General features: G+C 65.5%; 23 protein-coding genes. 8 read left to right on the top strand and 15 right to left on the bottom strand.

Going from position 1 to position 25,596, the window contains the following annotated elements; translation table 11 throughout:
• Window positions 1–6: 6 nt before the first annotated feature.
• On the top strand, window positions 7–1,596 hold the full coding sequence (locus ACFC4D_RS32485; protein WP_376068881.1) for an ADP-ribosyltransferase domain-containing protein: 1,590 nt from the start codon (window positions 7–9) through the stop codon (window positions 1,594–1,596).
• Between the two features lie 18 nt (window positions 1,597–1,614).
• On the opposite strand, the gene ACFC4D_RS32480 is transcribed toward ACFC4D_RS32485, so the two are convergent.
• From ACFC4D_RS32480 to ACFC4D_RS32425, 12 genes are read right to left on the bottom strand one after another with little or no spacing between them, the layout of a single operon-like run.
• Window positions 1,615–2,202: an SRPBCC family protein gene (locus tag ACFC4D_RS32480; protein WP_376068879.1), complete on the bottom strand. Its 588-nt coding sequence runs from the start codon at window positions 2,200–2,202 to the stop codon at window positions 1,615–1,617.
• 16 nt (window positions 2,203–2,218) lie between these two features.
• Window positions 2,219–2,842, bottom strand: a complete 624-nt coding sequence (locus tag ACFC4D_RS32475) for a hypothetical protein (protein WP_376068877.1) — start codon at window positions 2,840–2,842, stop codon at window positions 2,219–2,221.
• 46 nt (window positions 2,843–2,888) lie between these two features.
• Window positions 2,889–4,154: an MlaD family protein gene (locus ACFC4D_RS32470; RefSeq protein WP_376068875.1), complete on the bottom strand. Its 1,266-nt coding sequence runs from the start codon at window positions 4,152–4,154 to the stop codon at window positions 2,889–2,891.
• On the bottom strand, window positions 4,151–5,233 hold the full coding sequence (locus tag ACFC4D_RS32465) for an MCE family protein (protein WP_376068873.1): 1,083 nt from the start codon (window positions 5,231–5,233) through the stop codon (window positions 4,151–4,153). The genes ACFC4D_RS32470 and ACFC4D_RS32465 overlap by 4 nt, the downstream gene beginning before the upstream one ends.
• A complete protein-coding gene (locus tag ACFC4D_RS32460) occupies window positions 5,230–6,324 on the bottom strand; it encodes an MCE family protein (protein WP_376068872.1) in 1,095 nt (364 codons plus the stop codon). The genes ACFC4D_RS32465 and ACFC4D_RS32460 overlap by 4 nt, the downstream gene beginning before the upstream one ends.
• Window positions 6,324–7,367: an MCE family protein gene (locus ACFC4D_RS32455; RefSeq protein ID WP_376068871.1), complete on the bottom strand. Its 1,044-nt coding sequence runs from the start codon at window positions 7,365–7,367 to the stop codon at window positions 6,324–6,326. The genes ACFC4D_RS32460 and ACFC4D_RS32455 overlap by 1 nt, the downstream gene beginning before the upstream one ends.
• The gene (locus ACFC4D_RS32450; protein WP_375953817.1) at window positions 7,367–8,392 is read right to left on the bottom strand and encodes an MlaD family protein; all 1,026 of its coding nucleotides are present in this window, start codon (window positions 8,390–8,392) and stop codon (window positions 7,367–7,369) included. The genes ACFC4D_RS32455 and ACFC4D_RS32450 overlap by 1 nt, the downstream gene beginning before the upstream one ends.
• 2 nt (window positions 8,393–8,394) lie before the next feature.
• On the bottom strand, window positions 8,395–9,654 hold the full coding sequence (locus ACFC4D_RS32445; RefSeq protein WP_376068869.1) for an MlaD family protein: 1,260 nt from the start codon (window positions 9,652–9,654) through the stop codon (window positions 8,395–8,397).
• An 8-nt stretch (window positions 9,655–9,662) separates the two neighbouring features.
• Window positions 9,663–10,523: an ABC transporter permease gene (locus ACFC4D_RS32440; RefSeq protein WP_375953821.1), complete on the bottom strand. Its 861-nt coding sequence runs from the start codon at window positions 10,521–10,523 to the stop codon at window positions 9,663–9,665.
• 1 nt (window position 10,524) lies between these two features.
• On the bottom strand, window positions 10,525–11,370 hold the full coding sequence (locus ACFC4D_RS32435) for an MlaE family ABC transporter permease (protein ID WP_376068867.1): 846 nt from the start codon (window positions 11,368–11,370) through the stop codon (window positions 10,525–10,527).
• Entirely contained in the window at window positions 11,367–11,582 is a 216-nt protein-coding gene (locus ACFC4D_RS32430) for a hypothetical protein (RefSeq protein WP_376068865.1), read from the bottom strand. The genes ACFC4D_RS32435 and ACFC4D_RS32430 overlap by 4 nt, the downstream gene beginning before the upstream one ends.
• Window positions 11,583–11,595: 13 nt before the next feature.
• Window positions 11,596–12,693 (bottom strand): oxygenase MpaB family protein, encoded by a 1,098-nt coding sequence (locus ACFC4D_RS32425; RefSeq protein ID WP_376068863.1) that lies wholly within the window; start codon window positions 12,691–12,693, stop codon window positions 11,596–11,598.
• Window positions 12,694–12,862: 169 nt separating this feature from the next.
• Between ACFC4D_RS32425 and ACFC4D_RS32420 the strand changes: the two genes are divergently transcribed.
• The 4 genes from ACFC4D_RS32420 to ACFC4D_RS32405 all read left to right on the top strand — a co-directional run bounded on the left by ACFC4D_RS32420 (window position 12,863) and on the right by ACFC4D_RS32405 (window position 17,060).
• On the top strand, window positions 12,863–13,537 hold the full coding sequence (locus ACFC4D_RS32420; RefSeq protein ID WP_376068861.1) for a TetR/AcrR family transcriptional regulator: 675 nt from the start codon (window positions 12,863–12,865) through the stop codon (window positions 13,535–13,537).
• Window positions 13,538–13,656: 119 nt separating this feature from the next.
• Window positions 13,657–15,561 carry a CocE/NonD family hydrolase gene (locus ACFC4D_RS32415; protein WP_376068859.1) on the top strand — a complete coding sequence of 635 codons (1,905 nt, stop codon included), beginning with the start codon at window positions 13,657–13,659 and terminating at the stop codon, window positions 15,559–15,561.
• A gap of 435 nt (window positions 15,562–15,996) precedes the next feature.
• Window positions 15,997–16,875: a DUF5753 domain-containing protein gene (locus ACFC4D_RS32410; RefSeq protein ID WP_376068858.1), complete on the top strand. Its 879-nt coding sequence runs from the start codon at window positions 15,997–15,999 to the stop codon at window positions 16,873–16,875.
• Window positions 16,872–17,060 (top strand): DUF397 domain-containing protein, encoded by a 189-nt coding sequence (locus ACFC4D_RS32405; RefSeq protein WP_376068856.1) that lies wholly within the window; start codon window positions 16,872–16,874, stop codon window positions 17,058–17,060. Before ACFC4D_RS32410 ends, ACFC4D_RS32405 begins: the two co-directional genes overlap by 4 nt.
• Window positions 17,061–17,069: 9 nt before the next feature.
• Here the strand turns inward: ACFC4D_RS32405 and ACFC4D_RS32400 are convergent, their stop codons facing one another.
• The 3 genes from ACFC4D_RS32400 to ACFC4D_RS32390 form a co-directional block, all read right to left on the bottom strand.
• Window positions 17,070–18,008, bottom strand: coding sequence for a DUF1254 domain-containing protein (locus ACFC4D_RS32400; protein ID WP_376069126.1), 939 nt, complete (start codon window positions 18,006–18,008; stop codon window positions 17,070–17,072).
• A 323-nt stretch (window positions 18,009–18,331) separates the two neighbouring features.
• Window positions 18,332–19,342 (bottom strand): SDR family NAD(P)-dependent oxidoreductase, encoded by a 1,011-nt coding sequence (locus tag ACFC4D_RS32395; RefSeq protein ID WP_375953833.1) that lies wholly within the window; start codon window positions 19,340–19,342, stop codon window positions 18,332–18,334.
• Window positions 19,343–19,439: 97 nt separating this feature from the next.
• Window positions 19,440–21,500 (bottom strand): AMP-binding protein, encoded by a 2,061-nt coding sequence (locus ACFC4D_RS32390; protein ID WP_375953835.1) that lies wholly within the window; start codon window positions 21,498–21,500, stop codon window positions 19,440–19,442.
• A gap of 203 nt (window positions 21,501–21,703) precedes the next feature.
• Between ACFC4D_RS32390 and ACFC4D_RS32385 the strand changes: the two genes are divergently transcribed.
• Genes ACFC4D_RS32385 through ACFC4D_RS32375 form a run of 3 tightly spaced genes read left to right on the top strand, consistent with a single transcriptional unit; the run spans window position 21,704 to window position 25,576 of the window.
• On the top strand, window positions 21,704–23,011 hold the full coding sequence (locus tag ACFC4D_RS32385) for a TetR/AcrR family transcriptional regulator (protein WP_376068854.1): 1,308 nt from the start codon (window positions 21,704–21,706) through the stop codon (window positions 23,009–23,011).
• Window positions 23,008–23,949 (top strand): SDR family NAD(P)-dependent oxidoreductase, encoded by a 942-nt coding sequence (locus ACFC4D_RS32380; protein ID WP_376068853.1) that lies wholly within the window; start codon window positions 23,008–23,010, stop codon window positions 23,947–23,949. The genes ACFC4D_RS32385 and ACFC4D_RS32380 overlap by 4 nt, the downstream gene beginning before the upstream one ends.
• Window positions 23,939–25,576, top strand: a complete 1,638-nt coding sequence (locus ACFC4D_RS32375) for an AMP-binding protein (protein ID WP_376068851.1) — start codon at window positions 23,939–23,941, stop codon at window positions 25,574–25,576. Before ACFC4D_RS32380 ends, ACFC4D_RS32375 begins: the two co-directional genes overlap by 11 nt.
• Window positions 25,577–25,596: the final 20 nt, after the last annotated feature.

Here is a 25,596-nt window from a genome sequence, read left to right as displayed (position 1 = left end):
CCGGGCGTGAGCACGAATGACCCGCTGTCCCTGACCGATCTCTTCAATGGCGGCGGTGAGCCGTGGCTGCCGGTGCTGCGACCGGTGATCGAGGCGCAGCCGAATGCGGCCACCTTCATCGGCCCCGGCCGGGGTCCGAGTGTCGTTCCGGTGCGCGAGTTGACTTTTCAGGCGCTCAAACCGCATCCGCCGCATAAGTGGAAGGTGGTGGTGTTCGGCCAGAACCCGTATCCGAGGCCCGAGAGCGCCACCGGAATCGCCATGTTCGACAACGCCTTTCACGATTGGAAGGATAGTCAGTTCGGCCGGGTGATCAGCATTCGCTGCATCATCAAAGCGGCGGCCATGTGGAAGTACGGCATTCCCAAGAAGACCCCGATCGCCGATATCCGCGCCCTGCTGCGCGAACAGGACACCGTGCAGCCGCCGGAATGGTTCCAGGCCATGCTCACCCAGGGTGTGCTGCTGCTCAATGCGGCATTGACCGCCAGCAGTGACGGGGCGCTGGCCACCGATCAGCACACCGCGTTCTGGCGTCCGGTGGCCGAGCGGATCATCGAGGAGATCCTGCGCGCCAAACAGGAGGCGGATGAGGCCGATCGGGGTGTGGTGTTCGCGTGGTGGGGTACGCACGCGCGCAGTCTGAAAAAGATTGTGCTGCAACTGCAGAAGAAATACCCGGGAGTCGATGTCCGGCATGTGGACCACGCCAATCCCGCCGCGCAGGGCGATATCTTCTGCGACGGAGACCATTTCGCCATGGTCAACGCGGCGCTGGCCGCCACCGGCGCGGACCCGATCGATTGGCTGCCGAGTGCCGGATGGAATACCGGTGAGGCGGAAACCGCTGGAACGGACCGGGATACCGCCGACCGCATGGGCGCGTTCATCGCCTCCACCATGGAATTGCATCAGCTCTATCTGGAACGCCTGGCGAGCGTCAAGGACGAGGGCCTGGTCCTGCCCGCCATCACCGGCGTCTTCGACACCCCGCTGCAAAGCTTCCGCGATGCCATCGCACCGGTGGCCACCCTGCTTGCCGGTCTGGATCGGCATGCCGTGCGCTCGGACGAGTTCGGCAAGCTGCGGGCGGACCGGTCGCGCGCCGCCCTGTCCGCCGATGCGATTGCGGCACTGCATCTCTACACCTGCGAGTCCGCGTTCTACCGGGAGATCAACCGGGTGTTGCGCACCCCGGACCGTGCCCAGTTGATCCCCTATCTGCCCTATCTGCGCCTCCTGTTCGCGGCCGTGTCTGCGCTGCCCACCCGCACCGAACCGCTGTGGCGCGGAGTCTCACTGGATCTGCGCGCGCAATATCCGCTGAACCGCACCGTGACCTGGTGGGGCGTATCCTCCTGCACCTCCGAATCCAGTGTGGCGCGGGCATTCCTGGGCAGCCGGGGTAAGCGAACGCTCTTCGAGGTGCGACCCGCCCGGGCGGTGAGCATTCGCGATTTCTCCGCGTTCACCGAGGAGGAGGAATTCATCCTGCTGCCGGGAACCCAATTGGAGGTGACCGGCGTCCAGGCGCAACGCGGCGGCCTGTGCATCGTGCAGTTGACCGAATCGACAGCGCAGCCCCTGGTGTCCTGACGGTCGGCGGTGCGCGGTTCAGAGGCGACTCTGCAACTGAGCCATGATGATTCGGGCGAACGGACGGATGAAGACCGCCGTCCAGGACAGCGGGAGGAAGGCGAACAGGGCGGGGCGGCCCGCGATTGTCCATTCCAGGTCGGTGCCGCCGTCGTCGGTTTCGCGGAGTTGATAGTCGACGGTGTAGGACTTCACCGCGACGGGAATCGAGGTGTGGATTCCGGTCACGCTGAGGCGAGAGCCGGGGCTGCGGTGGGTGACCTGTTCGGCGGCCGCGAAGAACAGCAGGTCGAGTTTGCGGACAGTGCCCGGGGCGCGGTCGGTGTCCGCGTAGCTGACGCCGTTGATCATCGGGATCCAGGAGAATGCGTTGTTCTCCAGGACGGGCCACACTTTGTCCGGCGGGGCGGCGAGATGATTGGTGACCGTCATCGTGAATGTCGGGCGCTGCGCCGCGAATTCGGCGAGTGTTCGCTCGTCGACGGGCGGAACATCGGATTCGATGAGACGCCGGGCCCGGCGCAGTAGCGCGGTCGGGATGATGACGGCCAGCATTGCGCCCACGGCGACCAGCACCGCCGCCAGCACGATGAGTACCTGAGTCATGACGTGCTATCTCCTGTCATTGGGTGCGAAGCAGCGGGGAGGACACCTTGTCGACCAGCCAGCGATCGCCCGATTTGACCAGGGACAGGGTGATCGCGAGTTGCCCTCGGCGCGGCTGGCCCTGGGTGCCGACGCTGGTGACGGATTGATCGATGACGACGACCGCCGCGGCGGTGCTCGCATCGCTGGCCGAGATCGCGCAGTCGACGGTGCCGGATTTGGATTTCACCTGGCCCTGCACCAGGACGTCCCGCAAATCCTTACTGGTGGAGTCGAATTCCCGCTTCCAGTCGCCGGTGGCGTGATCCAGAACCGCCGCGAAGTAGGAGTCGAGATGTTCGACGTCGTAGTTGGCCAGAACCGGGCCGTACCCGCAGGCGGTCTTGCGGGCTGCCTCGCGGGCTTCGACGAGGTCTTCGGCGTGCCGGCTCCGCACCGAGGTGTAGACATCATGGGCGATCGCCGCACCGGTGATGGCCACCGCCGCCGCAGCGAAAAGTACTGTGCGACGGGTCGATCGGCGAGTTCCGCGAGCCTCGGCCGACGGCTCATCGGCCACCGCCGCACTGCGCGGGGCCGCGTCGATCTCGTCCGCCGCGGGGTCGGCCACCTCGTCGATCACGTCGTGGGTGTCGTTCACGGATATCACATCTCTCTGCCGGGTATCGATGGCGGTGCTGCCGTAATCAGTTGGCGGGCAAGGGGACCGATAGTTCATTGCCGGTGACCCCGGGTGGCGGTCCGGAGGTGTTGTCCGGGCCGCCGGGGCGGGGCGCGTTGGCCGAACCGCGGATCTGCTGCGCCGGATCGTCGGTGACGCAGTAGTTGTAGAGCCGGATCGCGCCGTCGCTGACCTTGACCGGCGATACCGGGATGGTCGCGTATTCGCAGGTGGGTCGCGGCCAGATGTCCACCATGGTGTGGAAGGCGTTGTCGTGCACCGGGATACCCAGCATCGCGGTGCCGGATCGCAGCGCCGGGAACAGTGCCGACAGTGCGGGTGTCCGCAGCCGCGCGGCCCTGGTGATCGCGGACAGATTGGTGACCAGATTCGTCACCGGGTCCGTGGTCTCGGCCACCACCCCGCCGAGCGTGGCCAGTTGTCCGGGACCCAGTTCGAGTAATCGGCGCACCTCCTGATCGGCGGCGGTGAACTGCCCGAACAGCACTCCCGCCCCGCCGACGAGGGTGCCGAGATCGGGTTGCGCGTGGCTGGTGGTCTCGGCGATCACCTCGAGCTTCTCGATGAGATTGCGGGTTTGCGGCAGCAGCCCGGTCAAGCCGTTCATGGCCTGGCTGATCCCGCTGAGCACCGTGCGCAGCCGATCCGGTCCACCGGCCAGAGCCTTATCCAGTTCGGCGACAATCACATTCAGCCGATCGGGGTTCAGCCCGCCGATGAATCCCGCCGTATCGGTGAGGAATTCGTTGATCGTCACCGGTGTGCCGGTGCGATCCGTCGAGATGACCGCTCCGTCGGCCAGATACGGCGGCCCGTCACTATCGGGCCGGAAGTCCAGATACTGCTCTCCGGCCGCGGACAGCCGCGCCACCACGACCGTGCCGCCCACCGGAATATGCTGGTCCGCATCGATTTCGGCGATCGCGATGACACCGTGTTCGGACAACTCGGCCGATCGGACGGTGCCGACCCGCACACCCCGGAAGGTGACATCGGAGTGCGGCAGCAAGCCGCCCGAGGAGGTCAGCTCCACCCGCACCGTCATGGTCTCGCGCAGCGGATCGATGCGCACCACATCGATCAGCAGGTAGCCACCGCCGACCAGCAGCGTGATCACCAGGCCCACCGCGGCCAACCCGGAGATATGCCGCCGAGCCCAATCGGCCGCGTCCAAGAGCAGTTCCGCGACCGCCTCCAGAACCAAGGCGATCACCCACCAGACCAGAGCGAGAAGTTCAGGACGATCGTCCTCGGGACCTTGCCGCTTCATCGCGCACCACCCTGCAACCGGTTGATCACCCGGGTCAGCACATCGGCGAGACTGCCGAGGAACGCCCCCGGATCGGTGCCGTCGGGCAGTCTGCTGCCGTTCGGATCGGTGAGCGCCCCGATGCTCAGGTACGAAACCGTCGCCGCCACAGCCAGATTGGTGCCCTTCGTGGAGGCCAGTACCGAGGGTTGCAGGGCGTGCAGCCGGTCCAGCGCACCGGCGAGGTTGTCCCCCATCGCACTGAACCCGTCCATGAGTTGCTGCACGCTGTGGAACAGGCTGACCGTTTCCGCGCTGCTGGTGGCGGTGAAATCCCCCAGTGCGCCAAGGGTTCCGGTCACCTTCGCGGTGAGATCGGTAATGGCCCGGTTGTTCTCGGTGATGATGGAGATCAGCGGCGGGAAACTGTCCGCGGCCTGCCCGAGTTCGGCCTTGCGCTGATTGAGCGTGGTGCCGAGCGCGTCCATCCCGTGCAGCACGCTGTCGAGTTGATCGGTGCGCTGGTTCAAGGCGGTCAGGGTCGCGGTGATCTCGGTGATGAGATGCGACAGTTGCGGACCGCGCCCCGCCACCATGGAGTCGGCATCGCTGGTGATGCGCGCGACCTGTTCCAGCGCACCGCCATTGAGCAGCATCGACAGTGACATCATCAGCTGCTCCACCGATGCGCCCGCCGAGGTGTGCTCACGGTCGATGACATCGCCGTCGTGCAGCAGTGGTGTACCTGCGCGCTGCTGCGGAAGCGTCACCGCGACATAGATATCCCCGAGCGGCGTGGGCTGCCGCAATTCGGCGCGCACGTCCCGGGGTAGCGGTATGTCCTCCCGGATTTCCAGTTCCACTGTCGCCAGGAAGTTGGCGGTGTCGATATGGGTGACGATGCCGATATCGCTGCCGCCGATCTTCACCCGCGCGCGCTCGGGCAGATTCAGCGCATTGTCGAAGATGGCGCGCACCCGATAGGTCGGCCCGCCCACACCGGGTTTGGGCAGCGGCATGGAGTCGACGGTGACCGCACATCCGGTCATCGACAGCGTGAGCAGGCTCGCGGCGGCCAGGCGGCGAATCCGGCGGCTCATCGGAGCAGTCCCAGCAGTGCGGCCGTCAGCCCGAAATCCGGTCCGAAGTCGCGGAGTTTGCCCGTGCGGCAGCCGTCGGACCGCATCTGCAACCGTTCGCAGAACAGTGCCAGCAGTTCATTGTCGAGCAGGGTCTTATCGGTGAGCAGATGTAATCGCACCGCATTGGCCTCCGGGCTCACCGCATTGCCGAGATTGGTGAAGAACAGCGGTCCGACATCGACGATTTCGGTGAGATCGCGGGCGTGGTCGCGCATTTGCGCGGTGATGCCGGTCAGTCGCGACAGCGCGTCGGTGAGCGGTTGCCGGTTCTCCCCCACCACCGCGCTGATATTGGCCACGAAATCATTGATCTGGGTGAGCACCGCGCCCAGGCCCGGGGCTTGATCGCGCATGAGGGTCACCAATTGGGTGAGCCGGGCGCTGAAATCGCGGACGGTGGAATCATTGTCGGCGATGGTCTGGGTGATCTCGCTGAGCCGGACGATGGCATTGGAGATCTGATCCTTGTTGGCCAGCGTCACCTGGAACGCCCCCGAGAGCGCGTCGAGGGTCTGGCGAATACGATCGCCATTGCCGTCCAGCAGTGGGAACAGCACCCGGCTGGCCATCGGCCCATCGGTATTGCTGCCCGCCAGCGCTTTTCCGATATCGTCGAACGATCGCAGAATGCGGTCGAGTTCCACCGGAGTTCTGGTGCGGGGCAATGGAATATGCCCGCCGTCCGACAGCCGCGGCCCACCGGTGTAGGCGGGGGTCAGTTCGATATGCCGGTTGGTGATGAGCTGCGGAGACACCAGTGCGGCGATGACTTCCGCGGGCAGTTCCACATCGCCGTCGACGACCATATGGACTTCGACGTAGCGACCCTTGGGAAGCAGTTCGGTCACCCGGCCGACGGGCAGCCCGAGCACCGACACCTCATTGCCGACGTACAGGCCCGCCGTGTTCTCGAAATCGGCGGTGAGGGATTTCTCCTTACCCAGCAACCGATCCGGCAGTGAGGTCACGCCGTGCGGCAGCCCGGAGCAGCCCGCGGCGAACAGCAGGACGAGGGTGATGATCGCGAGACGAATCGGTGCAGTGCGCATCAGTGGCACCCCTGTACCGCTGCGGTCGCGCACAGCAGATTGTCCGGGAACACCCAGGGCAGATACAGCTCGCCGTACGGTCCATTGCCGAGGCTGTTGTTGAACTGCCGCAGTGTCACCGGCATGATCTGGAAGAGTTTGTCAAGGTTGTCCTTGTTCTTCTGCAAACCGTCCGACATGGTGTTCAGATCCCGGATCAATGGGGCGAGCCCACCGTTGTTCTCGATTCCCATATCTCGCAGGTTCTTCGAAATGGTCGCGATATTGTCCAGCAGCTGGGTGATCAGGGTCTGCCGGGCGGCGACAGCGTCACCGACGGCCTGACCGCGGGTGAGCAGCAGCAGAACCGCACTCCGGTTGTCCGATACCAATTGCGAGACCGAGTCGATATTGCGCAGCAGTTTGCCCACCTCGTCACCGCGATCGCTGATCACCTTGGCCAGTACGCCGACCGAGTCCAGCGCCTGCGCGGTGAGCTGCGGGGAATCGCCCATCTGCCGGGCGACCGCATCGAGGGAGGCCCGCAGCGCATTCGGGTCGACGCGTTCGAGATGTTCGAACGAATGCGTGTAGTCGGGATCGTTCACGACCTTGGCCAGGTTGTACGGCACCTGGGTCCGTTCCAGCGGTATGCGCTCGGTCGTCGGGCCGGAAGTCCTGCCCGCGTCCAATTCCACGTGCATGCGGCCGAGAATGGTGGACATCTTGATCGCGGCCTTGGCGTCGTCGCCGAGCCGGATATCACTCTTGATCGATAATCCGACCACGACCCGATCACCGGCCACTCGCGCGGATTCGACCGAGCCGACCTCGATTCCGGCGATATCGACGCTGTCGCCCGTCCGCAATCCGGCGGCCTGGGCGAATTCCGCTGTGACGGTGTGGCGTCCGATGCCGGCCCGGGTCAGCACACTCGACCCCAGTAGCAGGAGCAGGATCACCGCACCGGCGGCCAGGCCGAGCCACCATTCGCGGTTCCGCGAATAGCCGGGTACCAGGTACCAGAGCGATTTCAGGCGGGTGCGGACATTCGCTGATTTCATTACCGGCATACCTCCGAATGCGCAGTGCCGCCGATCTGGCTGATGACTCCGGGCGGGAAGAGCACGCCCCAGAGCGAGACATCCAGACTGCAGATGTAGGAACCGATATAGGTGCCGTTACCGCTGATCCGGGCCAGTCCGGCCAGCAGGTACGGCAGTTCGGCGGCGGTGATATCGAGCCGGGAACCGTTGGACAGCAATAGATTCACCCCGGCGGTGGCGGACTGCTGGGCCTGCGCCAGGCCCGGTTTGATCTGCTCGATGAGCTGTGCGAGCCGGGTGGTGGAACCGGCGGCCTGATCGACCGCGCCTTTGAGCGTCTCGCCCTGCGCGTAGAGATCGGACAGCAGCGTGCGCGATTGCGTGATGAGCGTGGCCAATTCGTCTCCGCGATGGGCCAGGCCCTCCACCACGCCGCCCAGATTGGTGATCACCTGGCCGAGGATCTCGTCGCGGTCCCGGAAGGTGCTCGCGAGCGCGGCGGCCTGGGTCACCAAGGCGCTCAACGAGACTCCGTCACCCTGGAGCGCCTGCACCAGGGTGTTGGACAGCGAATTCACCTGTTCCGGTTGCAGGGTGCTGAACAGCGGCTGGAATCCGGCGAGCACGGTCGAGACATCGAAGGAGGATTCGGTGCGCTCGTAGGGAATCGAGCCACCCGGCGGTAGGGGCTGTGCCGCACCGGTTCCCGGGGCGAGCGCGATATAGCGCTGCCCGATCAGATTCTGATACCGGATCAGCGCCTTGGTCGTGGTGGTGAGATGCTGCCGGGCCTGCACCCGGATCACCACGCGGGCGCGGCGATCGGCATCGAGTTCGACGGTGTCGACCCGGCCCACCCGGACCCCGGCCATGCGCACGTCATCGCCTGCGCGCAGGCCGAGCACATTGCCGAATGTCGCCGTGTAGCTTGCGGTATCGCCGCTCACCCCGCGTTGCAGGGTGGAGAAGATGGTGTAGGTGGCCACCAGCGCCAGCCCCGTGAACAGGGCCAGCCCCAGCACCGCGGTGCGAAGCTTCAGCATGGTCAGCGCCCTCCGGGTCGCGGGGTCGAATCGGTCACCGTGAGCGTGCCGCCGGTGAGGATCGGGCCGAGCAGCATGAGCTGGGCGGCAGTGGGATTGCCGCCGGTCAATGCCGAAATGGCTTCCGCGCCTTGCAATCCGCCGGTCCGCGACGATGCGGGTTGGGTCGATCCCGAGGGCAGCGGCGATCCGGAGCCCGGGGCCGCCGCGGCGGTGCAGCGCGGACCCGCCAACTCGCCATAGCGGGGACAGTCTCGCGCGGTGTACTGCTGGAACGGGGTAACGCTCAAGTCCATCACCCAGCTCATCAGTTTGTTGGGTCCCCAGTTGAAGACAGTCGACAATTTGCCCAGTGCCGCATTGAGATCCGCAACCGAGGCGGCGATGGCGTCCGGATCGCGGGCGAGCGCGCCGAAGGTCTGATCGAGTCCGCCTACCAGCTCCGGGCCCGCGCCCGGATTGCGGGCGAACAGGTCGTTGGTCGCGTCCACCGCCCCGCTCGCGGAGGTCAGCAGGGCCACCAGACCCGCACGGTGATCATTCAGGGTGCGCGCCACGGTCACCGATTCGGTGAGCGTGTCGATCAATTGCGGCGCGGACCGATTCAGCGCCGACGCCGCCGCGCCCAGATCGCCCAAGAGATCACCGACGCCCGGGATCGCGCGCACCTCGGTGGTCCAGGTGTCCAGCCGTTCGATGGTGGAGCCCGGCATGCGATAGGCGGGATCGAGGGCGTCGGCGAGCGAACCGAGCACATGGGCGAGTTTGATCGGATCGATGGCGTCGAGCACGGTGCGCAGCGTGGTCAGGGTGGCCTGCAATTGTGTGGTGACGGTGCTCGTGTCCTGCACGATGGTCGCACCGGTGCGCAAACCCTGCCCGGACGGGCCGTTGTCGATCAGTTCGACCGCGGTCACCCCGAAGAGGTTGTTCGGCACCACACGGGCCGTCACCGTGGACGGAATGGACTGCGCCAGTTCTGGTTTGATGCGCAGCACCACATCCTGACGCTCCCCGGCGGCGGCGATGCCGGAGCTGCCGACCTGGCCGACCAGCATGCCGCGGAATTTGACGTCCGCTCGCTGCGGTAGTCCGTCACCGGTGCTGGTCAGCCGCGCGGTCACATCCACCGTGTCGGCGAATGCCCCGGTATAGCGCAGTCCGAGCAGGTAGACGGTGGCCGTGGTGACCGCCGCGATGAGCAGGCCGATCAGGGCCAGCCAGGATGCGGACAGACCCCTGCCACTGGGATCGATGTACACGAAAACTCCTATCCGGAGATCCGGATGCCGGGATCGATGCCCCAAATCGACAGGGACAGGACCAGATTCACGAAGACGATGACGATGATCGAGGCGCGAATGGCCCGTCCGGCGGCCACGCCAACGCCCTCCGGTCCCCCGGCGGCGACGAAGCCGTAGTAGCACTGCACGAATGTCGAGATCAGTGTGAACACGACGACTTTGAGGATCGAATAGAGCAGATCCACCGGATTCAGGAACTGGTGGAAGTAATGGTCATAGGTGCCGAGCGTGGTGCCGCCCAGGAAGATCACCGTGAATCGCGTACTCAGATAGGCGATCGCGAGTCCGACGGTGTACAGCGGCACGATCGCCACCACCGCGGCGACCATGCGGGTGCTGATCAGATACGGCAGCGGCCGGATGGCGATGGACTCTAGCGCATCGATCTCCTCGGAGATGCGCATCGACCCGAGCTGTGCGGTGAATCGGCATCCGGCCTGTGCCCCGAACGCCAAAGTGGCCAGCAGCGGGGCCAATTCACGAGTGGTCGCGAAACCGGAGATCGCACCGGTGAGCGGGCTCATGCTGAGCAGGTTCAGCGCGGTATGCGATTCCATGCCGACGGTGATCCCGCCGAATCCGCACAGGATCGCCACCACGCCGATCACCCCGCCGCCGACGACCAGTGCGCCATTGCCGAAGCTCACATCGGTGATCAGGCGCAGCAACTCCTTGCGATACTGCTTGAGCGCGAACGGAATCGCGGCGATGGCCTGGAAGAACACCAGCCCCTGATGGCCCAGGCGCACCGGTACCGCCGCCGGAGCCGCGGCGACCGCGCGCAGCCGATGGATCGGGCGCAGCACCGGCGGAACATAATTCGCCATTTCAGATGACCTTCGTCGGAAACAGCGTGTTGTAGAGCTGGGTGACGATGATATTGCTGGCGAACAGCACGATCGCGGAGTTGACCACCGCCGAGTTCACCGCGTCGGCGACCCCGGCCGGGCCGCCCCGGGTGTGTAATCCGGTGTCGCAGGCGATGATCGCCGCCAGTGCGCCGAAGATCATCGCCTTGACCATGGCGATGATCAGATCGCTCGCCACCGCGAAGGAGGCGAAGGTGCTGATGTAGGCCCCGGGCGTACCCGCCTGGATGTAGACGTTGAACGCGTAACCCGTTGCGAAGCCCACGAATACCACCAGACCGCACAGCAGCGTGCTGACCACCACGGCCGCCGCCAGGCGGGGTGCGACCAGCCGCCGGATGGGATCAACGCCCATCACCCGCATGGCGTCGATCTCCTCGCGGATGGTGCGCGAGCCCAGATCGGCGCAGATGGCCGAGCCGACCGCGCCCGCGATCATCAGCGAAGTGACCAGCGGCGCGCCCTGGCGGATGATGCCGAGGCCGTTCACCGCGCCGATGAAGGTGGTCGCGCCGACCTGACTGACCAGCGATCCCACCTGGATGGAGACCACCACGGCGATCGGGATCGCCACCAGCAGTGTCGGCGTCGCCGATACGCTCGCCATGAACGCGCACTGTCTGATGAACTCCTGCACGGGGAATCGCCGCCGGACGAGCGAGCCGAACAGCTCCGCGGTCGCTCGTCCGGTCATCAGCACCTGCCTGCCGGCCGTTTCCACCGAGCGCCGCGGATGGTCGCGCCAGTAGTCGAGGCCGGAGGTCAGCACGCGCATGCGCGCGCTGTGCTGGGCGCCGACGGTCATCGCAGCTCGATATTCGAGATCAGCAGCGGTGGCCAGGCGATGACCTCGCCGATCGCCGAGAACACGAGATCGAGGCCGTGCAGCTCGTTCAGATGATCGTGGTGCAGGCCCAGCCACACCAGTCCGATCGCGAGGTAGGGAACGCCGAATGCTATTGCCAGATACATGATTTGGCGCAAGCTGATGCGGTAGTTCAGCAGTTCTCTCAACATGATGCGCCCGCGATCAGGCGATATTGCCGAGAATGGGCTGCGATTCGATGATGCCCTCATCGCCCGGCGGCAGTCCGCTGCCGAAGATTCGATTCGCCTGCTTCTCGCGCAGTGCCAGGTGCGCCTGCGACGGGATGTCATAGCCGTAGCGGCGCTGCGCTTCTCGTGGCGTCATGGTCTCCTCGTGCACCGGCGGAATGCGCAGCAGTACGGGGGCGGCGACGGCGACCGTCATCGGCGAGATCAGGCGCAGCAGCAGGATCTCCAGTCGCGCATTGAGACTCACCACCGTGAACGCCGAGCTCAGCAGGGGGACGATGAGCAGATCCAGCAGCGGATTGGTCGGCAGCCCGGCCATCTTCCGCATCCAGCGCGGCATGGTGGCCAGCGTTCCCCGGCGCAGGAAGGCCGAGACGATATAGAACGCGGGCCGCAGCAGCGGCGGCATGGGCGGCAGCATGACATCGGCGCGCAGCAGATGCCGCATCGCCTTTTTCGCGATCTCCGAGCCGAGCAGTTGCGGTCGCATCTGTTCGAAGTAATCCTGAATCCCCTCTCGGGTGCGCGGCACATCCGCCGGATCGCAGGTCTGGAGTTCGGCCGCCCGCGCGCACTCCTCCCAGTACCGGCCCTCCTCCTCCGGGCTTAAGCGGCCGGGGCCGTACTTCTCATAGGCGATGAGCAGCGAATGCCAGGCGGTCAGGTGAATCCACAACTGCGACTTGGGATCATTGGCGTCATAGCGCTGTCCGGTGACCGGGCAGGTGCCCACGCCCTTGGAGTGGATCTTGACCAGGACATCGGCGGCCTTGGCGGTGGAGCGACTGTCGGCGAACATGACCATCGCGAAATAGCGCAGGGTGCGGTCGTAGCGGGTGCGCGGGCGATCGTAGATGGCGGCCGTGGCGTCCACGGACGCGACCAGCGCGGGGTCGAGTTCCTCGATGACGACGGCGCGCTGGAAGCCGATGGTCAGGCTGCTCGGATAGCTCCACACCTTCCAGGCGATGGAATCGGGTCCGAAGAATCCGTAGTCCTGCGCCGGTTCCACCTCCGGCAGTGCGAGCCAGGAGCGCAGGGATTCGATCAGTGGCATAGCTGTCCCACCCATTTTCTACTTCTGCGTAGTTTTCACTACTACGCTTGCGTAGAAAGGGTATTCACGCAGGGAAACGCCCGTCAACGGCAGGACTCGCCAATTTCTACGCGACCGTAGCGATGCGGTCAGTCCGGCTCGGGGTGCATGTCGGCGGGCCACCGCACTGAGGGATCATGGCTGGGTGAGCATCGAGAAGAAGTCCGTCGGCGTCTGGCAGATATCGCCGGAGCGCGCGGAGCCGCGGCCCAGGCGGCGCAATGGTCCGCGGCTGCCATTGCACCAGCGGCGCGAGCAACTTCTCGATGCGGCATTGACAGTGGTCGGCGAGGACGGGCTGTCCGGACTCACCATGCAGGCGGTGGCCAAAACCGCCGGTGTCGCGAAACCCGTGCTGTACGCGGTGTTTCCGACGGCTCCGGAACTGGTCGGGGCGCTGCTGCACCGCGAGCACAGTCAGGGCATGACGCAGATCTTCGATGCCATGCCGAAGGATCTGCGCAATTCCAACCCCGATGACGAGTATCTGTCGGCGGTGATGGCGTTCCTGGCCGCCGTTCGCACCGATCCCGTGCGATGGCGACTGATTCTGATGCCGCCGGACGACGCGCCCACCGATTACCGGGGACTGCTCGCCGCGGCGCGGGATCGACTGGTGGAACGCTGCGTCGAACTGCTCGAACTCGGCATCGAATTGCGCGGCGGCCCAAGCGATGCCGATACCGAGCTGGTCGGGCATGTGCTGCTCGGGTTCATCGAGGTGCTGGGGCGACTGGTGCTGTCCGATCCGGAACGCTTTCCGCCGGAGCGGCTGGAATCCACCGTGCGCGCCCTCGCGAACACCCTGCCGAAGGGCTGACGCGGGGCGGCGCTGGCCCGATTGCGAAAGATCGTCTCAGACAATCTTTCCCGAATCCTGGACGAGGGTGTCTAGTCAGCCTTATGGTCGTTGCCAAGACGACGTTTTGGAGGCTGTTCATGTCCAGGTCCGCTGTCTCCGCCAGTTCCGGTGTCGTACCGCTGCCACCGGATGCGCGCTTCGATATCGGGCCCGCGCGGTTCGCGGCCGTGCATACCGACACCACCGTGACCATTCCCATGTCGGACGGGGTGGTGCTGTGCGCCGATCTGGTGCGGCCGGGATATGACCGGTCCACGCCTGTGCCGCAGGCGTTTCCGGTGGTCGTGAACTTCACGCCGTACAACCGCATGGGGAATCGGTTCGCGGGGCGGATCGCGGGATGGGCGCAGCGCCGGAGTGAGCGGGGCGCCGGATCGGATCGGCGGCGGTTCACCCGGCGAGATCTGACGCATACGCCCGCCGGGGGCGCGATCGATGTGTGGGCGACCAATCGAACGCTGGTGTCGCGCGGATACATTCAACTGATCGTCGATGTGCGCGGTACCGGATCGTCGACGGGTGGATGGGATTTCTTCAGCCCCCGCGAGCAGCGGGACTATATCGAGACCCTCGAGTGGGTGCGCCAACAGCCCTGGTGCGATGGACATCTCGCGCTGACGGGCATTTCCTACGGCGGGATCGCGGCGCTCATCGCGGCGGGATTGCGGCCCGAAGGGCTCGATGCGATCTTCGCCATCGTCGCCGGGGAGGATGCGCCGCGTGAGCTGGGATTGACCGGGGGCGCAATCACATTGGGGATGGGAGCGTGGCTCGCGGCGGTCAATGCGGCGAAGTTCCTGCCGTCACCGCGCGGAATGATCCGGAATCGCGTGCTCGGGGCGTATCTTCGGGATCGGGTGCGTGAGCCGGGCGGGCTCGGGCATGCCGCGCGGATCGCGCGCGAGGAGGATCATCCGGACGGATACCTCAATGAACACTGGGATGAGCGACTGGCCCGATTCGAGGAAATCACCTGCGCCACCTGGATTCACGGCGCTTGGCACGATGTCTACAACCGCTCCAATTTCCGGATGTTCGATCGGCTGGCGCTGTCGGACGGGCGCAAACAGGTGGTCGTCGATGATGGCTATCACCTCACCGTGGGTAGCGGATTCGGTGAACCCGACAGTCCGCAATCGCTCGACGAATTGCAATGCGCCTGGTTCGACAGGTGGTGTAAGGGAATCGAGAACGGGATCGACGGGTACGGGCCGGTCACGGTGCGCCGCCAGGGCGGTGGCGGCTGGGTCGCGCAGCCGGCGTTTCCCGATCCTGCCGCACAGGTGCGGCGGCTCTACCTCACTCCCGAGGTCAGCGGTTCCGCCGCGCACGCGAATACCGATGCGGCACTGCGCGATACCCCGCCCGAAGACCTCACCCGGCTGCCGCTGCCGACGGCCAAGGCGAGTTGGACCTCCAACAATGTCGCGCTCATGTCCATGGGCGTGACCACCCTGTTGAGCGCCCGCGCGGGCTCGGACGACCGGGGCGCGGAAGCCGATGCGGTCACCTTCACCACCGCACCGCTGGACGCCGATCTGACGCTGTCCGGGCCGCTCAACCTCCGGCTGCGGGTGGAAGCCGGTGGTACCGACGCCTTCTGGTCCGTCACCGTCACCGATGTCGAGCCCGATGGTGCGTCGGCCACCCTCACCCGCGGCTGCCTGCTGTCCTCATTGCGCGCGATCGATACCGAACGCAGCACCTACATCGACGGCGAATTGATCTTCCCCCTGCACACCCTGCGCGCCGATACGGTCCTGCCGGTCATCCCCGGCGAACCCTTCGACCTCGATATCGAGATCAACCCCACCTCGGCGGTCCTGCGCGCCGGTCACCGCCTCCGCGTCGCCATCGCCGCCAACGCCCCCGGCCGCCACTGGCTCCGCCCCGCCCTGAAGCGAAAGATCAACGGCCAGAGCATCATCCTGGACGCCGACCACCCCAGCCACCTCACCTTCCTGGCAGTCGGTGACCGCTGAGCGGCAATGCGCGCATCGCACCCAATGCGACTGTTCCGCCCACGCCGAACGCGCGATGCCGTCCCCGATGCCGCCATCCCCCGCGCTGCCCGCTCGCGACAGGGATGTAGAGGCATCCCCCTGTCGAGAGCCGCAATCTGAGAGACCGGGCATCACCACGCTCCCGATGGAAACCCCACGCCGCCCAGCCGATCACGGCCAGGCACAATCCGGTAATCGCCAGCAGAGCCCATGTGTCCCAGCGCATTTCGATCCCCTTCGCAGATTCCGATACGGATGCGCGCTATGGATCAAGTAGACATCCAATTGACTTCTCGCGTAATGCCCATGGCGGACTATGCATGAAATATGCTGGACGTCCGCCACGGGCATGTCCGCCACGGGCGATCCCCGAATAGCGAGGCTAACGAAATGGCCGGACTTACCGTCTCTCGCATGGACTTCGGCAACTTCATGCATGAGCTGCGTTTGCGATCGCCGAGACCCTCGATGACGTCGGCAGCGTTGCACGTGGAGACAACTCGGCAAGTGATCGACCGCCTCGAGCAAGGGTCTCCGACCAAGCTGGTGACACTCCACATCAACGGCCTGCTCGATTTCTACGCGGCCGATCCGGAAGCGAGAGCCCAGGCGCTCCGGCTATGGGCAGAAGTCCAGGAGCAGGATAAAACCGCTAGGGCGCAAGGGAATTCGAAAGGGTTCTGGAAGGCGTACAGCGATCAGGTCGCCCCGAACTTCGAGAAATTCCTTCGACTGGAGGGTGCTGCGGATGAGATCGTCGCCTATCAGCCGACCCTTGTCCCAGGTCTGCTTCAGCTCCCCGACTATCGTCGCGCGATCACCCATATCAGCGAGCCGGATCTATCGCCCGTCGATGTCGAACGCCTCCTCGAGCTCACCCGCAAACGCCAGGTCCGACTGAACGACAACAACTTCAGACTGATCGCTTTCCTGTCCGAGGCAGCCCTGCGACACAAACCGGCGAGTCCTGCGGTAATGGCCGCGCAATTGCGCTGGCTGGGCGAAGTAGGTGAACGGGAGAATGTGGACCTGCACGTCATCCCGTTCTCGAGTGGCCCCCACCTCGGCATGACCATGCAGACATTCACGCTACTGCGGTTCCCGAAGGGCGCGAGTGGATTATCACTGCCACAGATCGTGTATGCGGAAGGCGCGATCGGCAGCACCTTTCACGAGCACAACGAGGAGGTCGGCCAATATCGAAAGGCGGTGGCGAGCTTGCGAACTGTAGCGTTGACGCAAGTAGCCACCAGAGATTTGGTGTTGACCGTAGCGAAGGAGTATGCGGCGTGAAAAAGCCGATGCGAGGCGAGTGGTACAAGTCGAGCAGGTCCGACGCCGGGAAACAGTGCGTGGAGGTCTATCACGGCGAAACTCGAACCGGCGTACGCGATTCCAAGAACCCCGGTGGCCCCGAACTCTGGTTCACCGCCGAGCAGTGGGAGAGCTTCCTCACCGGGGATGCCTGGAAATCCTAATTCGGAGCGCTACGGCACGATCGTGGCGTCGGGGAATTTCCAAGTGCCGTCGAGGATTTGGGGCTGCGGGCGGTAGAGACGAACCATGTAGTTCCAGCCCGGCATGGTCGGCAGGCAGTTCGGGATCTGCCCGTCGCAGCCGCCGAACCGGATATCGATCGAGCCGTCCGGGTTGGCCTTCGCGGTGGTGTTGTTCACCGAATAGGCGTTGAACGGATTCGCCTCGTAGTATCCCTGCGCGTTGTACAGGCTGACCGACCAGAAGCCGTCCACCGGAACATCTTTCACGTGCAGCGCGTACTTCACCTCGCCATCGTTCTGCGGCGGAACAACATTGAGGTACAGCGCATCCTTTTCGGGATTGCCACCCCACGCCGATGCGGCGGTGATCAGATGCCGCACCTCGTCGACCTGCCCCTCAGGACCGAACGAGTTCTTGGTATCGGGCAGGGTCGCGGCGAGGGTGAGCAGCGCGTTCCGGACATTGTCCTGACTCGCTTTGTCCCACTGCGGAACCTCGAAGGTCCCATTCCCCGCCTGTTCGGCCTTGATGCTGTCCTGTAGGGCATGCACCGCGGCGATATCCTGCGGATTGTTCGGATCCACGAAGGTGCGGATCGCGGCCATGAAGTACCGCGTCCCGATCTTGTCCCGATCGAAGGTGTAGCTCCCGGCCTTGTACACCACCTCGGGCGTGTACTCGTCCTCGGTGATGATCTGCAAGGACATGAACCGCTTACCCGCGTCCGGCAGCGTGATGGTCACCGGTCCGGCGTCGAGATCGAAGACCCGCGAGGAGTACAGCGTGTCCCGATTGGCGCGCACCACCACCTGATGATCGATCGGCATCGGCTCCCGGATGTGATGGAACGCCCCGAACCCGCCCTCCGCCACGGACATGGCGAACTCCCGATCGGTTTCCGCCCGGACGAAGTTGTCCGCCGTCACCTGTACCGGCTGCCCCAGCGGATACTCCGCCGCCGCCGAACTCTTCGCACCCCCGCTCGTGGTGGCGCTTTTGTCGGTATCAGCGGAGTCCTTCCCGCACCCCGACAGCGGAGCGCAACTCACCACGGCAACAATCAGAATCGCCCACAACCGAAGAGTTTTCACGCATCAACTCCTTGTCGACCGTCGACCCCCGAACCTCCCTTCAGCAAATATATAGCTACCATGATGCGATTCGGTGCCGACACATCGAAGGGCCCGGGCCCTCGTCGCCGATCACATGGATGACCGGCGACGCCGAGTAGTCGGACGTGCCGAGAAGGTCAGTCGCCCAGCGGGACTGACGAGGTGGCGACCTCGGCGGGCGCGGGCGTCGGGGCCTTGCCGGTCGGACGGCTGACGGGCAGGCCTTCGTGCCGCACGGGCGGCTGGGGGTTGCCGGGGCCGGGGTCGGGGAGCATGCGGTGGAGCTGGCGCAGGCCCTGGCGCGCGAGACCCGGGAACATCGTGTTGAAGAGCAGGGAAAGCGAGCCGTGCGGATTCTCCAGGGTGATCGGGCGGCGCACGATCGCGTTCACCAGCATTTCCACGGCAGCCTCGGCCGACAGGGCGGTGTAGCCGGTGAACCCGAGCGGCGCGCTCAGTTCGGTCGCGACCAGCGGCAGGCGGACGTCACTGAAAGCGATTCCGTCGGAGTGACATTCGACGGCGGCCACGCGCATGACCGCTTCCAGGGCGGCCTTGGAGCCGAGATAGGCGGAGAAGCGGGGGACGTTGGTGATGACGCCGAGGGTGGAGCTCGACACGATATGGCCGGAACCGCGGCGGCGCATCTCCGGCAACAACCGCAACATAAGACCGACCGGTCCGAAATAGTTGATGCGCATGGTGCGCTCGAAATCGTGCAGGCGGTGTTCGGAACTGGCGATCGAACGCCAGATGGAACGGCCGGCGTTGTTGACCAGGATATCGGGGGCGCCGAACTGGACGAGCACCTCATCGGCGAACTTGTTCACCCCCTCCTCGGTGGACAGATCCGAGGTGACGGCGTACGCCTGCCCGCCCCGGGTCCGGATCTCGGCGACGAGCTGATCCAATTCGCTTGTGCGGCGGGCGGTCACGACGACGATGGCACCCTCGTCCGCGACCCGCAACGCCAGCGCACGCCCGATACCGCTGGACGCACCGGTGATGAGAACCGTCTTGCCCGCCACCCGATCGTGCAGGGTGGGGCCGAACGGCCGCGGTAGCGGTCGCGGCACGGTCAAGACATTGACCACCTGCCGGACTAGTTCGTTCTGGAGTCCCGCAATGGCCTTTTTAACGCTGTTCAACGCACTACCTCGTACTTCTCAAACCTCAAATTCCCTGTGCGGGGATCGTATTCGATCATCGGGCGGCAGGCTTGCCAGGCAGTGTCGGGCGGACGGCTCAGTCGGTATAGCTGCCGGTCAACAGGTTTTTGAGAATTTTGCCCGTCTCACCACGTGGTAAGTCCGGCACGAACTCGACCTCGCGCGGCACCGAGACGCGGCCAAGGAGATACCGGATGTGCCGCCGGACCGACTCCGGATCCAGCTCCGCCCCTTCATGTTTCACCACGAACGCGACCAGGCGTTGACCGAACTCCACATCCGGCACCCCCGCCACGGCGACCTCGCGCACCTGCGGCAGCAGCGCCAGCGCCTCCTCCACCGGGCGCGGGAAGACATTCTCACCACCTGAGACAATCATCTCATCGTCGCGGCCCGCGATGAACAGGCGGCCGGTGGCGTCGAGGTAGCCCAGATCGCCGGTATCGAGCAGCCCGCCATTCTGTTCGGGCGGAACGGCATTCACATAACCTTCGAACAGCATCTGATTGGCGACGAAGATCCGGCCGGTGACACCCACCGGCACCGGTTTGCGATCGTGGCCCAGCACAGCGACTTTCGTGCCGAACGGCGGCCGACCGGCGGTCATCGGGGAAACGCGCAGATCCTCGGGTGTGGCGATGGTCGCCCAGGACACCTCCGTGGACCCGTACACGTTGTAGAGCACATCACCGAACGCGTCCAGGAATCGCAATACCGTCGAACCTGCCAGCGGCGCACCGCAACTGGCCACCACGCGCAGGCTGGACAGGTCATAGCGGGCCCGCACCGCGGTGGGCACGTCCAACAGTCGCTGCACCATGGTCGGCACCACCAGCACGCTGGTGATCCGATGCCGGGCGATCAGCTCCAGCAGCTGTTCGGCCGAGAACTGTTCCGGCAGCACCACTGTCGCGCGCAGCGCGGCCGCCAATTGCAGCCCGCCCAGCCCCCAGGTGTGGAACAGCGGAGCCGGGATCAGCATGATCTCGTTCATACCGAAGGGAATTCGGGACAGCAGCGCCGCCAGCGCGCCGAAGCCCCGGGCGTGCGGACGGCGCGCACCCTTGGGCGCACCCGATGTGCCCGAGGTCAGCACCACCAGCCGTCCGGGCTGCGGTGGGCGGCGAAAACCCTCCGCCGCCACCGCGATCAGATCCGGGACGGTGAGCCGCCCCGCCACCGGCGGCTCCCCCGCCGTGGTGACACGCTGAATGCCCCGGTGCAGAAAGTCCACCAGCGGTTCCAGATCCGCGTCCACGAACAATTTGGTGAGACGATCGCGCTGCACGATCTCCTCCAGCCGTCGCGCCGACAGGCCCGCGTTCAACAGCACCACGTCCACGCCGATCTTCCCGGCCGCGACCATGGTCTCGACCATCCCGGCGTGATTGCGTGCCAGCAATCCGATCGCATCGCCAAACCGGAGCCCCAATGCCGCCATCGCGGCCGCCAGATTCGTTGTACGACTGTTTATCTCGGCGAAGGTGTGGCTGCCGCGCGCATCCACTACCGCCACCCGATCCGGGGTGACCGCCGCTCCCGCCGCATATCCCCCCGCCAGATTGAAGCCCCAGCGCACCAGTCCGGACAGCTGTCGCATCGCGAGATCGGGGCGCTTGGGCGCGACCACCCCGCGCTGCAACATATGCCATGCCACGCCCAGTTGTCTGCGCGCGGGGGAATCCTCGGCATTGACCGCGACCGAATTGCGCACACCCCGATTGATATCCGCGGCCCGCTCCAGTCCGGTCCGAATCCAGCGCCGCACGGTCGCTTCGGTCAATTGCCCGAGCACCGGATGGATCCGGCGGATTCCGAAACAGCTGACCGTGACCCGGGTGCGCTCGGCATCGCCGACCAGCTGCACCCGCACGACGCTGCCGAGCCGCTCCGAACGCAATTCCAGTGCCTCACACCAACGTCCGGCGATCACCCGCACTTCGATCACCCCGATGCCCATGCGCGGATCGCCGATGCGGAAGCTGACGATCCGATCGCCGTCGATCGAGCCGAGCGGTTCGCACGCGCCGATGCCGGGCAGGATGCGCGGATAGGCGTGCGGATCGACGAGCAGCGACCACAGCGCATGCCGAGGGGCGACGATATCCACGGAAATATCGAAGTCGTCGGTTATCACCGGTGTGCCACTCCCCGTCCGCCGGAACTCTTCAGGTATCCGGCCCTCCCGTTCTAGCGATCCAACCGGTCCGAAATGCCGGAATCGCGAAAACTCCGTCGAATCACAAAGGCCCCGCGGAATCCGTTGTGCACCGACACACCCGGTCCGGGCCGGAAATTCGGGAGTGACAGTACTCAGATACCAGTGGTATTTTGATTCGCATGGCACGCATGTCACGACCGGAAAGCCAGGCGCGCACCCGCGCCGACCTGGTTCGCACCGCGCGCGATCTGTTCATCGCGGACGGTCTGTCGAACACCTCGCTGGCTCATGTCGCCGAAGTCGCCGGATACTCCAAAGGCGCTGTGTACTCGAACTTCCGCAATAAGAACGAGCTCTGCCTGGAGGTCGTGGAGCTGATCCACGTCGAGGCCATGGCCGATCTCGCGACACTGCGCGAACGCGGCGGGGCGACCGCGGATCGGCTTGCGGCGGCACTGGATTGGGCGGGCGCGAATGTGCGGGATACCGGCCGCAATCGGCTCGAACTGGAATTGGCGCTGGTGGCGCAGGGCGATCCCGGATTGCGCGATCAACTGACCGCCAATGTGGCCACACTCCAGGACGCCATTGCCGCGCTCTTCGCCGATATGGCCGGATCGAACGCGCCGGACAGGTTCCGCGATGCCGCGAAAACCGTGTTCAGCCTGGGCGTGGGGTTGAGCGCGCAGCGCCTGATCGACAGCTCGGTCACGGCCGATCGGATCATGGCGCTGTTGCTGCCGAGCCTGCTGGCCACCGCCGGGTTCGATGTATTGAAAGATGTTCAACCTCCGGCCAACGCAGCCGACGCGGTTGAAAATCATTCAAAACAGAGGTCGGCCTCGACTCGCAGCGAAGCCTCCCGAGCCGCACTGCTCGGAGCCGCGATTACCGTCTTCCGCGCCAAACGCTTCGACGAGGTGTCCACCACCGAGATCGCGCAGCGCGCCGGTGTCGCGATCGGCTTGATCACCTACCACTTCGGCGGTAAGCGCGGCCTCTACCTCGCCGCCGCCGAAACCGTCTACGGCGATTTCTGGGATCGGCTGCAAGCCCTGCGCGGACCCGCGGTATCGCGGCTCATCCGGGGCCTGGACCTGTACCTCGATACCGCCGCCGAATTCGAGGGTTCGCCCCTGGCACTGTCGACCCGGGTCCCCGATGCGGAATTGCGCGCCATCCAGCAGCGCCATATCGACCGCCTGGTGGACGGGCTCATGCAGGAGCTGAGCGGCGGTGCGACAACGGCTTTGGCGCGCAGCGCCGTCATCGGCTGGCTCGCCTTCGTCGAAGGTGTGGTGACCGACTGGCTGCAACACCGCGAATTGAGCCGGGTCCAGGTGCGAGAACTGCTGGTGGCCAACCTGTTCGCCACCGGGCAGACGGTACTGACCCTCGCACCCGGCACCCCGCTGTCCTCGCGCGCCATCAGCGCGCTCCTCGACCGTTCCCACTTGCCCACCGAGACAACGGAGTACAACGAGTGAGCAACTCTCTCGACGCCGGACCCAACAATTGGCTGGCCGCCGGACCCATCGGCAGGTCCGTCATCTGGCTGATCGGGCCGCGTCCCTACCGAAATCAGGCCCGGCTGCGCGCGGAGGTCACGGACAAGATCGCCGTGATCACCGGTGCGTCGTTCGGCGTCGGCGAGGCCACCGCGCGCATTCTGGCCGCCGCCGGTGCGACCGTGGTGCTGGGTGCGCGCTCGGCCGAACAACTCGATCTCATCGTCCGCGAGATCAAGGAGGCGGGCGGAAACGCGGTCGCCATCCCGCTGGATCTGGCATCGGAGCAATCGGTGGAAACCTTTGCCGAACAGGTGCTCACACAGTTCGGCCGGGTCGACTATCTGGTGCACAACGCGGGCAAATCACTGCGCCGCTCGATTCATCTGTCCTATGACCGGCCCAAGGATCTCAACAGCACCACCGCGGCCAACTACATCGGGCCGATGCGGCTCACCCTGGCCCTGCTGCCCGGTATGCGCGAGCGGGGTTCCGGGCACATCGTCAATGTCTCGACGGCGGCGGTCGTGTTCCCGGTCGCGCCCAAATGGAGTTTCTACCTGTCCACCAAGGCCGCGTTCGATATCTGGATGCGGTCGGTCGCCATGGAGGCCAGGCCCGACGGCGTCACGCTGACCAGCTTCTACGCCGGGGCCATGTTCACCCGGATGAGCGCGCCCAGCGGCTGGGTGTCGGCGATCCCGGGCCATTCGGCTCGCGATGCCGGATACATCATCGCCCGCGCGATCGTGCGCAAACCGCGCACGCTGGCCCCGAATGTGGTGTGGCCGCTCTCGGTGCTGGTACCGCTGCTGCGCACACCGCTGGAAATCTCCACCACCTTCCTCTACCGGTTCCTCGGCGATACCAAGGCGTCGCTGCGCAGCATCGAGAACGGAGCCCGTGATGGCTCGTAATATGACCTTTCAGTGGTGGGATGCCGTTGTGCCCCTGCTGACTTCGGGTGCGGTACGGCCGATCGGGCCGGGTGCGCTGATCCGCATCGGCCGGGGATTCCGGCAGTACGGGCCGTCGATCGCGACGGTGATGGCGATGTCGGCGGCGCGATACCCGGACCGCGTCGCGGTGATCGACGAGCGCGGTTCGATCACCTACGGACAATTGCAGCGGCGCACCGAAAAGATCTCCGCCGCCTTGCATTCGCTCGCGCCGGGGGCGAAATCGCTTGCGGTGCTGTGCCGCAATCATCGCGGATTCCTCGAGGCTGCCGTGGCGGGCGCGCAGCTCGGATGCGAACTGGTCTTCCTCAATACCGATCTGCCCGAGGCGCAGTTGCGGCAGATCCTGGAGCGGCATCGGCCCGATGTCTTGGTACACGATCAGGAGTACGACGCGGATGTCACCGCATCGGGTTTCGGCGGCGTCCGAGTGATCGCCTGGCAGGATTCCGAGACCGGCACATCGCTGGACTCGCTTGCCCGGCAATCACATCCGACCCCACCGCCGGTGCGCCAGCCGGTCAAGATCACCCTGCTCACCTCCGGCACCGGCGGCCTCGCCAAGGGCGTCTCCCGCCCGATCAGCCGGCGCGCCATCGCCGAGATGGTCGCTACCGCCATGGCGGCCACCCGTTTTCGCAATGGCGAGGCAATGGTGCTCGCACCGCCGTTCTTCCACGGCTTCGGCCTCGCCATCGCACTCGGTGGACTGGCGCTCGGTTCGACCATGATCATTCGCAGGCGGTTCGATCCAGAGGCCGCACTGGCCGATATCGACCGGCACCGGGCCGCGGTATTCGTCGGCGTACCGGTGATGATTCAGCGATTGATGGCCGTTCCCGAGCAGCGGCGGAGTGAATTCCGCACCGGTTCACTGCGTTTGGCCGTGACCGGGGCCGCACCGATCTCCCCCGCCACGATCGGCCAGTTCCTGGCGGCGTTCGGCCCGATCCTGGTCAATGGCTACGGTTCCACCGAGGCGGGCGTGGTCTCACTGGCCACGGCGGCGGATCTGGCGCACTCCCCCAAGACCGCCGGACGCCCCGCCATCGGTGTGTCCGTGCGGATTCTGCGCGCGGATCGCACCCGGGCCACCATCGGTGAGACCGGCACGATCTTCGTCCGCGGCGGACTCGGCTACCACGGTTACGTCTCCGACGGGAAGTCGCCCGCACCGGCCAAGGAGATCATCGACGGCCATGTGAACACCGGCGATATGGGTCATTTCGACACCGGCGGCCGCCTCTACATCGACGGCCGCGATGACGACATGATCGTCTCCGGTGGCGAGAACATCTATCCCAAAGAGGTGGAGGATGTCCTCGCCGACCATCCCGCCATCGCCGATATCGTCGTAATCGGCGTTCCCGATGCGGAATTCGGGCAGGTGCTGCGCGCCTATCTGGTGCCCGCGCCTGAACACGCCGTTCCGGCCGCCGAGGAGCTCAAGACCTATATTCGCGGACGGCTCGAGCGCTATAAGGTTCCCAAGGAATTCATTGTGCTGGAGCAGATTCCGCGCAATCCGAGCGGAAAGGTATTGCGCCGCCTGCTCGACAGCCAGACCGGTCATATGGCCGGTTAGGCTGCCGATCCGCGCGGCCG

Source organism: Nocardia sp. NPDC056000, from assembly GCF_042269265.1.
GTDB lineage: Bacteria > Actinomycetota > Actinomycetes > Mycobacteriales > Mycobacteriaceae > Nocardia.
The sequence above is the reverse complement of the archived record's forward strand: the minus strand, read 5'-3'. Positions and strand labels throughout refer to the sequence as shown.

Excerpts from the sequence above, each read along its gene's own strand:
- ACFC4D_RS32480 (WP_376068879.1), bottom strand. The coding sequence starts at position 2,202 with ATGACTCAGGTACTCATCGTGCTGGCGGCGGTGCTGGTCGCCGTGGGC.
- ACFC4D_RS32470 (WP_376068875.1), bottom strand. The coding sequence starts at position 4,154 with ATGAAGCGGCAAGGTCCCGAGGACGATCGTCCTGAACTTCTCGCTCTG.
- ACFC4D_RS32465 (WP_376068873.1), bottom strand. The coding sequence starts at position 5,233 with ATGAGCCGCCGGATTCGCCGCCTGGCCGCCGCGAGCCTGCTCACGCTG.
- ACFC4D_RS32460 (WP_376068872.1), bottom strand. The coding sequence starts at position 6,324 with ATGCGCACTGCACCGATTCGTCTCGCGATCATCACCCTCGTCCTGCTG.
- ACFC4D_RS32455 (WP_376068871.1), bottom strand. The coding sequence starts at position 7,367 with ATGAAATCAGCGAATGTCCGCACCCGCCTGAAATCGCTCTGGTACCTG.
- ACFC4D_RS32450 (WP_375953817.1), bottom strand. The coding sequence starts at position 8,392 with ATGCTGAAGCTTCGCACCGCGGTGCTGGGGCTGGCCCTGTTCACGGGG.
- ACFC4D_RS32440 (WP_375953821.1), bottom strand. The coding sequence starts at position 10,523 with ATGGCGAATTATGTTCCGCCGGTGCTGCGCCCGATCCATCGGCTGCGC.
- ACFC4D_RS32435 (WP_376068867.1), bottom strand. The coding sequence starts at position 11,370 with ATGACCGTCGGCGCCCAGCACAGCGCGCGCATGCGCGTGCTGACCTCC.
- ACFC4D_RS32430 (WP_376068865.1), bottom strand. The coding sequence starts at position 11,582 with ATGTTGAGAGAACTGCTGAACTACCGCATCAGCTTGCGCCAAATCATG.
- ACFC4D_RS32425 (WP_376068863.1), bottom strand. The coding sequence starts at position 12,693 with ATGGGTGGGACAGCTATGCCACTGATCGAATCCCTGCGCTCCTGGCTC.
- ACFC4D_RS32415 (WP_376068859.1), top strand. The coding sequence starts at position 13,657 with ATGTCCAGGTCCGCTGTCTCCGCCAGTTCCGGTGTCGTACCGCTGCCA.
- ACFC4D_RS32410 (WP_376068858.1), top strand. The coding sequence starts at position 15,997 with ATGGACTTCGGCAACTTCATGCATGAGCTGCGTTTGCGATCGCCGAGA.
- ACFC4D_RS32385 (WP_376068854.1), top strand. The coding sequence starts at position 21,704 with ATGGCACGCATGTCACGACCGGAAAGCCAGGCGCGCACCCGCGCCGAC.
- ACFC4D_RS32375 (WP_376068851.1), top strand. The coding sequence starts at position 23,939 with ATGGCTCGTAATATGACCTTTCAGTGGTGGGATGCCGTTGTGCCCCTG.